The sequence below is a fragment of the Allobosea sp. TBD101 genome (assembly GCF_059817965.1).
This window is the reverse complement of the sequence record NZ_CM187543.1, coordinates 3882030-3896103: the sequence shown is the minus strand read 5'-3', so window position 1 is coordinate 3896103 and position 14074 is coordinate 3882030. Positions and strand designations below refer to the sequence as shown.

At 67.0% G+C, this 14074-nt stretch carries 9 protein-coding genes; 6 read left to right on the top strand and 3 right to left on the bottom strand.

Annotated features, from left to right (window positions below; translation table 11 throughout):
- Positions 1-9: 9 nt before the first annotated feature.
- Entirely contained in the window at positions 10-2964 is a 2955-nt protein-coding gene (locus tag AC6RIC_RS18985; protein ID WP_499733491.1) for a bifunctional [glutamine synthetase] adenylyltransferase/[glutamine synthetase]-adenylyl-L-tyrosine phosphorylase, read from the top strand.
- Positions 2965-2967: 3 nt separating this feature from the next.
- Here the strand turns inward: AC6RIC_RS18985 and AC6RIC_RS18980 are convergent, their stop codons facing one another.
- The 3 genes from AC6RIC_RS18980 to AC6RIC_RS18970 form a co-directional block, all read right to left on the bottom strand.
- Positions 2968-5073, bottom strand: a complete 2106-nt coding sequence (locus AC6RIC_RS18980; RefSeq protein WP_499733490.1) for a PAS domain-containing sensor histidine kinase — start codon at positions 5071-5073, stop codon at positions 2968-2970.
- A gap of 584 nt (positions 5074-5657) precedes the next feature.
- Positions 5658-8303 (bottom strand): aminopeptidase N, encoded by a 2646-nt coding sequence (gene pepN / locus AC6RIC_RS18975; RefSeq protein ID WP_499733489.1) that lies wholly within the window; start codon positions 8301-8303, stop codon positions 5658-5660.
- A 171-nt stretch (positions 8304-8474) separates the two neighbouring features.
- Entirely contained in the window at positions 8475-9920 is a 1446-nt protein-coding gene (locus AC6RIC_RS18970) for a cation diffusion facilitator family transporter (protein WP_499733488.1), read from the bottom strand.
- Positions 9921-10024: 104 nt separating this feature from the next.
- On the opposite strand from AC6RIC_RS18970, the gene AC6RIC_RS18965 reads away from it, so the two are divergent.
- The 5 genes from AC6RIC_RS18965 to AC6RIC_RS18945 all read left to right on the top strand — a co-directional run bounded on the left by AC6RIC_RS18965 (position 10025) and on the right by AC6RIC_RS18945 (position 13978).
- Positions 10025-10474, top strand: coding sequence for a VOC family protein (locus tag AC6RIC_RS18965; RefSeq protein WP_454657646.1), 450 nt, complete (start codon positions 10025-10027; stop codon positions 10472-10474).
- A gap of 4 nt (positions 10475-10478) precedes the next feature.
- Complete coding sequence (locus AC6RIC_RS18960; protein WP_499733487.1) at positions 10479-11375, top strand: PfkB family carbohydrate kinase; 897 nt, start codon at positions 10479-10481, stop codon at positions 11373-11375.
- Positions 11376-11482: 107 nt separating this feature from the next.
- The gene (locus tag AC6RIC_RS18955) at positions 11483-11806 is read left to right on the top strand and encodes a hypothetical protein (protein WP_499733486.1); all 324 of its coding nucleotides are present in this window, start codon (positions 11483-11485) and stop codon (positions 11804-11806) included.
- 182 nt (positions 11807-11988) lie between these two features.
- A complete protein-coding gene (locus AC6RIC_RS18950) occupies positions 11989-12876 on the top strand; it encodes a DUF1003 domain-containing protein (protein ID WP_499733485.1) in 888 nt (295 codons plus the stop codon).
- A gap of 73 nt (positions 12877-12949) precedes the next feature.
- Complete coding sequence (locus AC6RIC_RS18945) at positions 12950-13978, top strand: ABC transporter substrate-binding protein (RefSeq protein WP_454657642.1); 1029 nt, start codon at positions 12950-12952, stop codon at positions 13976-13978.
- Positions 13979-14074: the final 96 nt, after the last annotated feature.

The following is a 14074-nucleotide window of genomic DNA, read 5'->3' as shown; positions in this document are numbered from 1 at the left end:
CGGTGAGCAATGGCGGAACGGCTCTGTGACAGGCTTGCGGCTGCGCCGGTCCTGCCGGCGAAGGCCAAGGCCGAAGCGCTGCTGAAGCGCGAGCTGATCGAGCGGCTGCATGACGAGGAAGTGGCCGGGGCGTTGAGCGCGCGTCTGGCGGAACAACCCCTGAGCGCCGCGCTGGTCGCCGGCATCCTCGCTCATTCGCCCTTCCTGACGCAGATCATGCGTTTCGATCCGTCAGGGCTGCTGGCCAGCCTGACGGAAGCGCCGGAGACCCGTCGCGACGTGCTGCTGGCTGGCATCGCGGCCTTTGCCGGGGCGGGCTGCGAAACCGCCGATCTGATGCGCGAATTGCGCCGCTTCCGCCGCTCGATGGCGCTGCTGATCGCGCTCGCCGATATCGGTGGCGTCTGGGATGTCGAGACCGTGACGGCCGCGCTCACCGCGACCGCCGATACGGCGACGCGCCTCGCCACCAACCATGTCCTGCGCCAAGCCGCCGATCTCGGCCGGATCAACCTCGCCGATCCCACCGATCCCGGCCTCGGCTCCGGCCTCGTCGTGCTGGCGCTCGGCAAGCATGGTGCCGGCGAGCTGAACTATTCCTCCGACATTGACATCGTCGTCTTCTTCGATCCCGAGGCCGCGGAAGCGGCCGGCGTCGGCGAGCCCTCGAGCTTCTTCGTCAAACTGACCCAGCAGATCGCGCGCATCATCCAGGAGCGCACGCCCGACGGCTATGTCTTCCGCGTCGACCTGCGCCTGCGGCCGGACCCGGCCTCGACCCATGTCGCGGTCTCGCTGCCCTCGGCCTATTCCTATTACGAGACGGTGGGGCAGAACTGGGAACGCGCCGCCATGATCAAGGCCCGGCCCATCGCCGGGGATATCGAGCTGGGCCGCCGTTTTCTTGGGGACCTCGCGCCCTTCATCTGGCGCAAGTATTTCGACTTCGCCACCATCGCCGACATCCACGCGATGAAGCGCCAGATCCAGACGGTGAAGGGCCACGAGACCATCGCGGTCGCCGGCCATAACGTGAAGCTCGGGCGCGGCGGCATCCGTGAGATCGAGTTCTTCGTGCAGACGCAGCAACTCGTCTTCGGCGGAAGGCGGCCGGCCCTGCGCGGTGCGCGCACGCTCGACATGCTCAAGGAGCTGACGGAGGAGGGTTGGATCACGCCGCCGGCCCGCGACGAGCTCTCCGAATCCTATCGCTGGCTGCGCACCATCGAGCACCGCCTGCAGATGCAGGCCGACGAGCAGACGCAGACGCTGCCCAAGGCGGCGGGCGAACTCGAAGCCTTCGCCCGTTTCTGCGGCTATCCCTCGACGGCTGCCTTCGGCAAGGCGCTGACCACTCATGCGAAGCGCGTCGAGAGCCATTACGCCCTGCTGTTCGAGGAAGGGCCTAGCCTCGCCTCCGAGGCCGGGACGCTCAGCTTCACCGGTTCGGAGACAGATCCCGAGACCATCGAGACGCTCGGCAAGCTTGGCTTCCGCGATGGCGCGGCCGCTGCGGAAACCGTGCGTGGCTGGCATTTCGGCCGCCGCGCCGCTGTCACCAGCGCCCGCGCCCGCGAGGTGTTGACGGAACTGACGCCGGCCTTGCTCGTCGCGCTCGGCCGTACCGCCGATCCCGACGGCGCGCTCGCTCATCTCGACAACGCCTTCGTCCGTATGCCGGCGGCGATCGAACTGCTGACGCTGCTGCGCTCGCATGATTCCCTACTGACGCTCTTCGCCGAAATCCTCGGCAGCGCGCCGCGCCTCGCCAAGGTCGCGGCCCTGCACCCGCATGTCCTCGACGGCGTCATTGATCCCGCCTTCGGGCAGGCGGTGCTCGATGTCGAGGCGCTGGAGCGCCGCATCCGCAACTATGTCGGTTCCCCGCCGCCCAGCGTCGAGGACGGGCTCGACCGCCTGCGTGACGCTGCCAGGCAGGAGAATTTCCTCGTCGGAGCCCGGTTGCTCTCCGGCGTCTATCCGGCGCAAGGAGCGGGGCAGGCCTATTGCGTGGTTGCCGAAGCCTGCCTGCGCGTCGCCTTCGCCGATACCCGACGGTCCTTCACGGAAGATCATGGCGCGATCGAGGGCGCAGAGACGGTGGTGCTTGCCCTCGGCCGGCTCGGTGCCGGCGAGCTCACGCCCTCATCCGATCTCGACCTGATCCTGCTTTATGATCGGCCGGAGGACGCCGGCTCCAGCGATGGCGCCCGCAGCCTCGATCCGGTCACCTGGCATGTCCGCTTCACCCAGCGCCTCGTCGCGGCGCTGACTGTGCCGACGCGGCGCGGCACGCTCTATCAGGTCGACATGCGCCTGCGCCCGACCGGCAACAAGAGCCCGGCCGCGACCCAGTTCGCGGGCTTCGAGGCCTATCATGCCGGGGAGGCCGAGATCTGGGAGGAGATGGCGCTGACCCGCGCCCGCGTCGTCGCCGGCGATGCCGGTCTGGCCAAGCGCATCGAGGCCTCGATCCGCGCGATCCTCTCGCGCAAGCGCGAGCCGGCCAAGGTCGCCACGGCTGTCTCCGAGATGCGCGCGCTGATCGCCAGGGAGAAGGGCGAGAAGGACCCGTGGGACCTGAAGCTCGCGGCCGGCGGCATCACCGATCTCGACTTCCTCGCCCAGTTTTTCGTGCTGGCCTATGCCAGCAAGCATCCCGGCCTGATCGTCAACGACACGGCCTCGGTCTTCGTCGCCGCCAAGGCTGCCGGCCTGCTTTCGGATGGCGATGCCTCTGTGCTGCTGGAGGCGCATCGCCTGATCGGTGACGTCCAGCTCTGGCAGCGCTTCACAGTCGAGGAGGCGTTCGATCCCAAGGCCGTGCCGCCCCGGGTGCTGCGTCGCATCGCGACGGCGGTCGGGCGGCCGGATGCGAAGGTTCTGAAGGCGGAGCTGGACGAGGTCCGCTCCAGCGTGCGGGCGATCTTCACCCGCATCTTGTCCCAGGCGAAGGCTGGGTGAGCCCTATGCTGCCTGGGCGGTCACGCGATGGGCGCCGCCGTCGAGCGGCAGGTGGACCATGACGATGGTGCCGGCGCCCATCGCCGAGCGCAGGCGCAGCGAGCCGCCATGCAGCTCGGTGAGCGAGCGGGCGATGGCGAGGCCGAGCCCCGAGCCCTTGTAGCTGCGGACGAGATCGCCCTCGACCTGCTCGAACGGGCGGCCGACGCGGTCGATCTTCTCCTTGGGGATGCCGATGCCGGTATCCTCGATGAAGATGTTGAGCGCACCGGGGACATGGCGGGTGCGCACCGCGATCCGTCCGCCTTCCGGCGTGAACTTGGCGGCGTTGTCGAGCAGGTTGCCGAGGATCTGGTAGAGCGCGTGCGGATCGGCTTCGAGATGGGTGTCGAGCGGGCCTTCGATGGCCAGCACGAGCTGCTTGCGTTCGACTTCCGGCTGGACCTTCTGCAGCGCCTGGTCGAGCACCGGGCCGAGCGCGATCTCGGTCTTCTCCAGCCGGACCCGGCCGGATTCGATGCGCGACATGTCGAGGATGTCGTCGATGATGCCCAGGAGGTAGCCGCCGCTGGTGCGGATGTCGCGGACATAGTCGGTATATTTCTCGCCGAGCGGGCCGAACATGCCGTTCTCCATGATCTCGGAGAAGCCGATGATGGCGTTGAGCGGCGTGCGCAGCTCATGGCTCATATTGGCGAGGAACTCGGACTTGGCGCGGTTGGCGCCTTCGGCGGCGGCCTTCTGCTCGAGATAGCGCTCGGCGAGATCGGCGAGCTGCTGCGCCTGGGCTTCGAGCTTCTGGCGGGAGGCCTTGAGATCGGTGACATGCATCAGGAGCTGGTGCTCGGACTGGGTCAGCCGCTCTTCCTGCTGCTTGAGCTTGGTGATGTCGGTGCCGACCGAGACCGAGCCGCCATCCTTGGTGCGGCGGCCGTTGATCTGCAGCCAGCGGCCGTCCGAGAGGCGGGCCTCGTAGGAGGCGCCGGCATTGCCGCGCTGGACCCGCAGCGGCTCGCGGTCGATCTGCGGCTGGGCGGAAAGCTCCATGATCTCGTCGTAGGAGACGCCCGATTGCAGGGCGTCGGTCGGGAGCTGGTGGAGCTGCTGATACTTGGCGTTGCAGAGCACGAGGCGATTGTCGGCATCCCAGAGCACGAAGGCTTCCGAGATCGCCTCGACGGCATCGCGCAGGCGGGCGTCCGAGGTCGCGGTGCGCTCGGCCATGCGGCGTTGCTCGGAGATGTCGACGACGATGCCGACGAGATGGCGGGAGCGCGTGCGGCGGTCGATCACCAGCTCGGCGCGGGCCTTGAGCCAGATCCATTCGCCCGAGGCGGAGCGGACGCGGAACTCGCGGTCGAGATGATCGGCCTCGCCGCGGCTGATCGCGTCGGCCAGCGCATAGAGATCGACGTCTTCCTGGTTGATGAAGCTCGAGACCTCGCCGAAGGACATGTACTCGCCGGTGCGGTCATAGCCGAGCAGAGCATACATCGAATCCGACCAGTAGATGCGGCCGCGCGCGAGATCCCAGTCCCACAGGCCGCAATGGCCGCGGTTGAGCGCGGTGTCGATGCGCTCGCGGACGCAGTCGCAATCCTGGTCGGCGGCGCTCGCCCGCTTCGACTGGAGCATGAAGGCGAGCGTGGTGACGCCGAGGATGAGGCCGGCGGCACCGAACAGGAGGATCAGGCCGGAGCGGCGGAGCTGCCAGACCGAGAGCGCGCGGGAGACCGGCTGCAGCACTGCGACCTGCCCGAGGGGGGCGGCGAGGTTGCGCACGCTGGCGAAGACATCGGCGCCGCTCGGCAAGGTGATGCGCATCACGCCGGCGCGGTCACCGAACACGGTGAGCGGCTGGGTCTGGCCGAGGAAGTCGACGAGGGTGCGTTGCGTCTGGCCGATCACCGGCTCGCTGGCGATGACGCGGCCATCGGCGCCGCTGACATGGACGAAGCGGCCATGGGCTGCGAGGTGGCGAGCGGTCAGCGCTGCCAGGACCGTGGCCGGCTCCTTGCCCGCCAGCGTGGCGGTGTCGAGCTCACGGGCAATCAGCGCCGAGACCAGGTCCATGTCGCCGGCCGCGTCGATGAGGGCGTCGTCGCGCATGGCCGATGTCTGGATCAGCGCGCCGGCGCCGAGAATGATGAGGAAAAGTCCCACAAACGCAGGGATTGCGGTGCGGAAGGTGGGTTCGAAGCTTTCGAAGCGATGATACAGAGGGTGCGTCAGCGAACGCGCTACACCCAGAATCGTATCGGCGCGCACAGGTGCGCAGCCCGCGTTGGCACGCGACATGCCCGGTCCCCCTTCGGAACTTTACCGTCAGTAAGATCGGGAGACGTGCCGCATCCCCGCGAATCACTGTCAGTTGAATCCGGGCGCCTCGGTTTGTCTAGCCCTGAGTTGAGTCAGGAGTGCCGAATTCTCCTTTAGGTTGCAGTGCTTATGGCGATGAATCCTGCGCGGGTAATGAAACGTTAACGTTTTGGACAGGTCGCCGTTAACCATTCCGCGGAACGCCTGTGAAGCTTGGCCCGGAAGGCTGTCGTGACGCCTCAGCCCTCATCCTGAGGAGCCGCAGGCTGCGTCTCGAAGGATGCTCCAGATGGTTCCGGAGCCTCCCGGAACATCCTTCGAGACGCAGCCTGCGGCTGCTCCTCAGGATGAGGGCTGCGGATGGTGTCAGCTTCTCAGGCGAGCGCTCTTTCGGCGATGTCGGCGACGTCCCGCGACAGGTTCGGCAGGCGTGCGACGGTGCCCAAAGCCTCCTGCGCGAGGCGCTTGCGGCCGGGCTCCAGCATACGCCAGCTCTTGAACGAGCCGAGCAGCCGGGAGGCGACCTGCGGATTGGTCTTGTCGAGCGCGACGACGATATCGGCGACGAACTCGTAGCCCGCACCATCGGCCCGGTTGAACTGGGTGAGATTGGCCGCGAAGCCGCCGATCAGCGCCCGCACGCGGTTGGGATTGCCGAGCGAGAAGGCCGGGTGCTGCATCAGCCGCTTGACCCGCTCCAGCGTGCCGGGCTCGGCGATCAGCGCCTGGGCCATTAGCCATTTGTCGAGCACCAGCGGCTCGCCGGCATAGGCCTCGGCGAAGCGCCTGATCAGGGCTTCCCGGCGCTCACCGGGGATCAGCGTCATCGCAGCCAGCGCGGCGAGCCGATCGGTCAGGTTATCGCCCCCAGTGAACTGCCCTTCGCAGAGATCGGCGGCCTCGGTCGGGGCAGCCAGTGCTGCCAGCCCGAGCAATTCGTTGCGCAGCGCCCGCCGCCCGGCCGAGGCCGCATCGGGGCGATAGGCGCCGCTCGCAGCGAGCGCCCCGCGTAGCCCAGGCAATTCGCCGAGCAATGCCTTGCCGATCGCGCCCGACAGCTTGCGATGGGCGGCGAAGATCGCGTCGGGATCGACATCCCCGCCGATCTCGCGGGCGATGTCGGCCGGCGCGGGCAGGCGCAGCACCTGCGCGGCGAAGGCGGGATCGGACAGCGCATCGGCCTTGAGGAAGACCTGCAGAGCCTCACCGAGCTTGCTGGCGGTCGTTGTCAGCACGTTGGCGTCGGCGCCGGGTTTGCCGGCGGCCACGAGCACGCGTGTGGCAACGCTCTGGAGCGACTGCCAGCGGTTGAAGGAATCGCTGTCGGCCGAGAATAGCCGCAGCAGGTCGCTATCGCTCAAATCGAGGTCGAGCCGCGCCGGGGCCGAGAAGCCGCGCATCAGCGAGGGGATCGGCGCCTCGGGAACATCCTCGAAGGTGATCGAGAGGGAAGCCTGGTCGAGCACGATGAGCCCGTCGCCGGCATAGGCGTTCGAGGCCGTCTTCAGCGGCAGGTCGCCCTTGGCGCCGACGAGGCCGAGCTTGATCGGGAGAACGACCGGCTGCTTCTCAGTTTGGCCGGGCGTCGGCGGCGTGCTCTGCGCCAGATCGAGCGTGTAGCGTTTGGCAGCCGCGTCATAGCGGCCCGACGCCACGATGGTCGGCGTGCCCGCCTGCTCGTACCAGCGGGCGAAATGGTCGAGGTTCTGGCCCGAGGTCTCGGCGAAGCAGGCGAGGAATTCCTCGATCGTCGCGGCCGTGCCGTCGCAGCGCTCGAAATAGAGGTCCATGCCGCGCTTGAAGGCGTCGTCGCCGATCAGCACCTTGAGCATGCGGATGACTTCCGCGCCTTTCTCATAGACCGTCGGCGTGTAGAAGTTGTTGATTTCCTTGTAGGCGCGCGGCCTGACCGGATGGGCGAGGGGGCCGGCATCCTCCGAGAACTGGGTCGAGCGCAGCGTGCGGACATCGGCGATGCGCTTCACCGGGCGCGAGCGTTCGTCGGACGAGAATTCCTGGTCGCGGAAGACGGTGAGGCCCTCCTTCAGGCAGAGCTGGAACCAGTCGCGGCAGGTGATGCGGTTGCCGGTCCAGTTGTGGAAATACTCATGCGCGATGATCGCCTCGATCGAGGCATAGTCGCCGTCGGTCGCGGTCTGCGGATCGGCGAGGACGTATTTGTCGTTGAAGATGTTGAGGCCCTTGTTCTCCATCGCCCCCATGTTGAAATCGGACACGGCGACGACGTTGAACACGTCGAGATCGTAATTGCGGCCGAAGACCTGCTCGTCCCAGCGCATGCAGCGCACCAGCGAATCCAGCGCCCAGCCGGCGCGATCGGCCTTGCCCGGCTCGACATAGACGGCGAGCTCGACCTTGTGGCCGTCGGCGGTGACGTAATCCTGCCGGACATGGTCCAGCGCCCCGCCGACCAGCGCGAAGAGATAGGCGGGCTTCGGGTGCGGGTCATGCCAGACGGCAAAATGCCGGTCGCCGCCGGGCAGTTCCGCCGCCGCGACGAGATTGCCGTTGGAGAGCAGCACCGGCGCTTCCGCCTTCGCCGCCTCGAGCCTGACGGTGTAGACGCTCATCACGTCCGGCCGGTCGAGGAAATAGGTGATGCGGCGGAAGCCGTCCGCCTCGCACTGCGTGCAATAGACCTTCGAGGAGCGATAGAGCCCCATCAGCTTGGTATTGGCGGATGGATCGAGCTCGGTCTCGATCGTCAGCGTGAAGTCATGCGGCGGCGGATTCGGGAGCGTCAGTGCCTGCGGCGTCACGGTGTAGGCAGAGGCATCGAGCGGCTTGCCGTCGATGGCCAGCGATTTCAGGACGAGTTCGTCGCCGTCGAGCCTGAGCGGCGCGCCGGGCTGCCCTTCCGGATTGGGGCGCAGTGCCAGCAGGGCCCGCACCCGCGTCTTCTGCGGATGCAAGCTGACGTCGAGATCGACCGTGTCGATCAGCCAGTCGCTGGGGCGGTAATCCTCGAGGCGGATCAGCGGAGCATCTTCGGTACGCATGGAAGCCCTGATGGCGAGAGTCAGGGTGCGTATGTAGGGCGTTTCATCTTGGGAGGGAAACACCCGTCATTCCGGGCTTGATCCGGAATCCATTGAAGAGCGCATTGCCCTGCGATGGATTCCGGATCGGCGCCGCTGGCGCGGCTTGTCCGGAATGACGCGGGTGGAGCGTTACGACGCGGTCGGAACCGCCGGCTCCGCATGGCTCACCAGCCGGCAGACCTGCGGCCGTGCGAGGCGCACCGCGCGCTCGATCGCGTCGACGGCGTCGTGTACGGCGGCAACATTGAGCGTGGGGTCGACGCGGCAATGGTAATTGACCACCAGCCCCTTGGCGGTCTGGCGCACACGCACGCTGTGGATGTCGTGGATCGGTCCGGAAACCTTCGCGGCCTCGCCCGCAAGCGCCTTGCCGATGTCCTCGACGGTTTCCCAGGCGGCGTTGTGGCCGGAAGGCTGGCCGGTCTCCATCGGCTCGATATGGGTCTCGACCTCGGTCTCGCCCCCGAATTCCGCCCGGATCGCGCTTTCCAGCCGGGTCGCGATCTCATGCGCCTCGCCGAGCGGCAGGCCCTGGTCGACCTCCATGTCGAGGCTGACCGAGAGCTTGTCGCCGATCGAGTGCACGGTGACGTGATGCACCGGGATCTTCAGCTTGAGCGCGATCAGCAGCACGCGCTCCAGCGCGGTCTCGTCGTCGACCTGCACGGGGTCGGCCGTGATCGTGATCTCGGCGCCGTGCTCGGCCTTGAGCAAGGCCTCGCCAAGCTGGGCCTTGATCGCGACGACGCGGTCGAGCGGCAGGGTGCGCGAGACGCTGATGCCGATCTCGCCATGGACGCGTCCTCCGGCCGGGCGAACCCGCAGCCAGTTGACGCCGACGACGCCGGGCACGCCGCGTGCGACCTCACGAAGTTTTTCGCTGACGCCTTCGGGCGCGGTGTCCATCAGCGTGTCGAGTACGCGCCGGGCAAGTCGGTAGGCCGAGAAGGCGGTATAGGCGGCGATCGCGAAGGCGGCGGCGGTGTCGGCCCGCTCGAAGCCGTACCAGACACCGATCAGGCCGATAAGGACCAGCGTCGAGCCGACGAAATCCGCCGAGAAATGCGTGGCTTCGCCGGCAAGCGCCTCGCTGCCGGTCTCCCTGGCGACCTTGGTCAGCGAGCGCCAGCGGATGGCGTCGACGATCATCGACAGCACGAGCACGCCGATAACGAGCGGCGTCACCTCGACATGCGCGATGACGTTGGTCCAAAGCCGGTTGCCCGCCTCCCACAGGATCGCGCCGGCCAGCGTGAACAGGATCGCGGTCTCGACCAGCGCGGCCAGCGCCTCGACCTTGCCATGGCCGTAATGATGCTCGTCGTCGGCCGGCTTGTCGGAGGCGCGGACCGCGAACCAGGTGAACAGCGTCGAGCCGACATCGACCAGCCCCTGCAGGGCATCGGTGAGTAGGGCTAGCGAGCCGGAGATGATGGCGCCGACGATCTTGGCCGCCGTCAGCAGGATCGTCGCCATCACCGAGATGATCGCGGCGCGCTGCTTGATCTGGGCGATCTGGGCGGGCGTAGCGCGCACGGCCGGTGCCGTCGCCGGCCCGTCTTGCGTTGTCGTCATGGCGCGTCCTGTTCAGATGGCTTGGCGAGGTGGTCTGGAGTGCCGATGCTCTTGCCTGATTTAGGAAACGGATCAACCCTGCCGCCCCACAACGAGGAAGACCGATGCGATATCTCCACACCATGGTGCGCGTGACCAACCTGGATCAGGCGCTGGATTTCTACGTTACCAAGTTCGGGCTGGTCGAAACCCGCCGCATCGAGAACGAGAAGGGCCGCTTCACGCTGGTCTTCCTCGCGGCTTCAGACGATCTGGCGGGAGCGAAGGCCGGTGCTTCGCGCGGCAGCCCGACGCTGGAACTGACCTACAATTGGGACCCGGAGAATTACACCGGCGGCCGCAATTTTGGCCATCTCGCCTATGAGGTCGATGACATCTACGCGACCTGCGACAAGCTGATGAAGGCTGGCGTCACCATCAACCGCCCGCCGCGCGATGGCAACATGGCCTTCATCCGCTCGCCCGACAACATCTCGATCGAACTGCTCCAGAAGGGCGAGCCGAAGCCGCCGGCCGAGCCGTGGGCGAGCATGCCGAACACCGGGAGCTGGTAAGGCCTTGGCCGGCGTCTTCTGCCTGGGAATCGCGACGCTGGACTATGTCTACAGCGTCGAGACCATGCCGACCCGCGGCGAGAAATACCGCTCGCGCGGGCTCGCTGTCGTCGGCGGCGGTTGCGCCGGCAATGCCTCGGTCGCGATCGCCCGCCTCAGCGGCGCATGCTGGCTGGCGACGCGCCTCGCCGATGACCTGACCGGCGATCAGATCGTCGCCGATCTCGAATCGGAAGGGGTCGATACGGCCTTCGCGCGCCGGGTCGCCGGCCTACGCTCGCCGGTCTCAGCCATCCTGGTCGATGCCGAGGGCGAGCGCATGGTGATCTCCTATTCCGATCCGGCGATGCCGGAGGGCGTCGCCTGGCTGCCCCGGAACCTTCCCGAGGGCGTAGGAGCGGTGCTCGCCGATACGCGCTGGGGGGAGGGGGCGCTTGCCGCCCTGAAGCTCGCCCGCGCAGCCAGCGTGCCCGGCGTGCTCGACGGCGACCGCAGGCCGCCGCATCCCGATCTGGTAGGCACGGCGAGCCATGTCGCCTTCAGCCAGCAGGCTTTGCGCGAGATCTCGGGCGAGGAGGATCCGCGTGCCGGCCTTGCCAAGGTTGCGGCCGGCGTCCCGACGTGGCTTGCGGTCACGCTCGGCAAGGACGGCGTGCTCTTCGTCGAGGACGGGGAGGTCCGGCACAGCCCGGCTTTCGTCGTCGAGACGGTGGATACGCTGGGCGCCGGCGATGTCTGGCACGGCGCCTTCGCGCTCGCATTGGCCGAGGGGCAGGCCGAACCGGCGGCGATCCGCTTCGCCTCGGCGGCGGCGGCGATCAAATGCACCCGCTTCGGCGGCCGCAGCGGTGCGCCAAAGCGTGACGAGGTCGAGCGCTTCCTGGCGCAGGCCGCCGGCTAGCAGTCGCGACGGCTTTCTCCTCTCCAGCGTCGCGCAGTCGTCACGCGCGTCGGGCATCTGACCCGGCGCGCGCTGCCGCGCATCGGTTAAGCTCAGGAGAGAGCATCATGCTGGCGATCCAGGGTCTGAAATGCATCTACGACACCACGGGGAAGGGTTGGTCGATCGAGCTCGTTCTCCGGGCCGATGGCGAGGAGGCTGTGCGCCGCTTCGACGTCGACGGGGCCGATGATGCCGAATTGCTGATCGAGGCCTTCGAGGATTCCTCGGCCAGCGCCTTCGATCCGGAAACCGGCGAGATCGTCTTCGGCTACGAATATCTCGACCTCGGCGAAGAGGACGACGAAGACGAAGAGGATGAGGCTGAGGAGTCCGAAGAGGATGACGAGGATTCCGACGTATCGGACAAGGACGGCAAGCCGAAAGGCTGAGGCCTCGCCTGAACGGCCGGCCTGCGGCCCCGCGACGACCATGAGCCCGGAGAGGCAGCCGCCTCGCCGGGCGATCTCGTTTCGGTGGCGGCTGCCATAGGCGCGGCTTTTTCAGGTGCTGGTATCCGCCCCGGGATCAGGTGCAATCTGCGGAAGACACGGCACGCGATGACGGGCAGGGAATGACACAGGAACAGGATGAAGATCGGGTCGCGGGGACGGCGTTGGCCTCTCTCGCGACCCTGGCCGATCCGGCGAGCGCCGCCGTCGCGGCCAGCAAGAAGCGCGGCATCTGCGCCATCAGCGGGCAGGAGACGGCGCGAAAGAACCTCGTCGAGGTCGGCACGCTGCGCCCCGCGCTGGCCGACCATATCCGCAGTGATTTCCCGGATATGCCCGATCACGCGCTGATCAGCCTGAAGGAGCTCGCGCGCTACCGCACCCGCTATGTCGAGGAAATCCTGCGCGAGGAGCACGGCGAATATTCCGACCTCGACCGCGAGGTCGCCGAAAGCATCGCCCGGCAGGAGACCATCGCCGAGAATACCGAGGATGATTTCGAGGAGCACCGCACGCTGGGCGAGCGCTTTTCCGACAATCTCGCGAGCTTCGGCGGCTCCTGGGCCTTCCTGATCAGCTTCGGTGTCGTGCTGGTGGTCTGGATGGCGATCAACGCCCTGATGGGCGAGCTGAAGGCCTTCGACCCCTATCCCTTCATCTTGCTCAACCTCGTGCTGTCCTGCATCGCGGCGGTGCAGGCGCCGATCATCATGATGAGTCAGAAGCGGCAGGAATCGAAGGACCGCCTGCGCTCGCTCAACGACTACCAGGTCAACCTGAAGGCTGAACTCGAAATCCGCCACCTGCACGAGAAGATGGACCATCTCGTCACCCGTCAATGGCAGCGTCTCGCAGAGATCCAGCAGGTCCAGTTGGAGATGCTGCAGGAGGCGCAATTGCCGAAGGCGCGGGCGAAGCGGCGCAAGAAGCCCGTTGCCAAGAAGAAACGCGCGAAGCCGGTCGAGGCGGTGGCCGCTCCCGCGCCCGACAAGCCGGAAGGTGAGGCCTAGCCGCCCTTCGCTTGACTCCCCAACCTCCCATCGGTCTTTTCGTCGGCAAACGAATCCGATCGGGAGGATCATCATGGTTGCTTCGCGCCTTGCGCCTGTTGGCGCGCTCTTCGCCGGCCTGGCTTTCACGGCTCCGGCCTTCGCCCAGGGCCAGGTCACCGTCTATTGCTCGATCCTCGAGGAGCAGTGCCGCGAGGGCGCGGCGATGTTCGAGAAGGCGACCGGCATCAAGGTCGCGATGGTCCGCAAGAGCACCGGCGAGGTCTATGCGCAGGTCAAGGCCGAGGCGAGCAATCCGCGCGGCGACGTCTGGTGGGGCGGGCCGGGCGAGCCGCATCTCCAGGCGGCCGACGAAGGCCTGCTCGACGAGTACAAGTCGCCGAAGCTGCCGGAACTGCATGACTGGGCGCAGCGCCATGCCGAGCAGTCGAAGTTCCGCACCAACGGCATTTATCTCGGCGCGCTCGGCGTCGGCTACAATACCGAGGTCCTGAAGAAGAAGGGCATCGCTGCGCCGAAATGCTGGGCGGACCTGCTCGATCCCAAGCTGCGCGACGAGGTTCAGATCGCCGATCCCAGCTCGTCCGGAACGGCCTATGTCTTCCTGGCGACCACGGTGCAGCGCCTCGGCGAGGAGAAGGGCTTCGAGTATCTCAAGGCCCTGCACAAGAACATCAGCCAGTACACCAAGTCCGGCATCGCTCCCGTCAAGGCGGCGGCGCTCGGCGAGACGGCGGTCGGCATCGCCTTCATCCACGACATGCTGACGCAGAAGCTGCAGGGCGCGCCGATCGAGACGGTCGCTCCCTGCGAGGGCACGGGCTACGAGACCGGCTCCGTCTCGATCATCAAGGGCGGCAAGAACCCTGAGGCTGCGCGCAAGTTCGTCGATTTCACGCTCTCGCCCGATGCCCAGAACATCAATGCGAAGCTGAAGATCAACTCGATCCCGTCGAACAAGAATTCGCTGCTCTCGCCGGACGCGCCGAAATTCTCCGAGATGAAGCTGATCGACTACGACACCCCGCGTTGGGGCTCGCCGGCCGAGCGCTCGCGCCTGCTCAAGAAGTTCGACACAGAGGTCAAGGCGCTGCCGCGCTGAGGCCCTGTGACATCCAAGCTTGGTAGCACGGCCGCCGGTTTGTGCTACTAAGCTGCGATCCGGGTTCGGTCGCGTGGCGTCCGGCCTCAAGTCATG

Coding starts and splice junctions, on each gene's coding strand:
- AC6RIC_RS18950 (WP_499733485.1), top strand. CDS start 11,989: ATGACACAGGAACAGGATGAAGATCGGGTCGCGGGGACGGCGTTGGCC.
- AC6RIC_RS18980 (WP_499733490.1), bottom strand. CDS start 5,073: ATGCGCGACGACGCCCTCATCGACGCGGCCGGCGACATGGACCTGGTC.
- AC6RIC_RS18965 (WP_454657646.1), top strand. CDS start 10,025: ATGCGATATCTCCACACCATGGTGCGCGTGACCAACCTGGATCAGGCG.
- AC6RIC_RS18970 (WP_499733488.1), bottom strand. CDS start 9,920: ATGACGACAACGCAAGACGGGCCGGCGACGGCACCGGCCGTGCGCGCT.
- AC6RIC_RS18985 (WP_499733491.1), top strand. CDS start 10: ATGGCGGAACGGCTCTGTGACAGGCTTGCGGCTGCGCCGGTCCTGCCG.
- pepN (WP_499733489.1), bottom strand. CDS start 8,303: ATGCGTACCGAAGATGCTCCGCTGATCCGCCTCGAGGATTACCGCCCC.
- AC6RIC_RS18945 (WP_454657642.1), top strand. CDS start 12,950: ATGGTTGCTTCGCGCCTTGCGCCTGTTGGCGCGCTCTTCGCCGGCCTG.
- AC6RIC_RS18955 (WP_499733486.1), top strand. CDS start 11,483: ATGCTGGCGATCCAGGGTCTGAAATGCATCTACGACACCACGGGGAAG.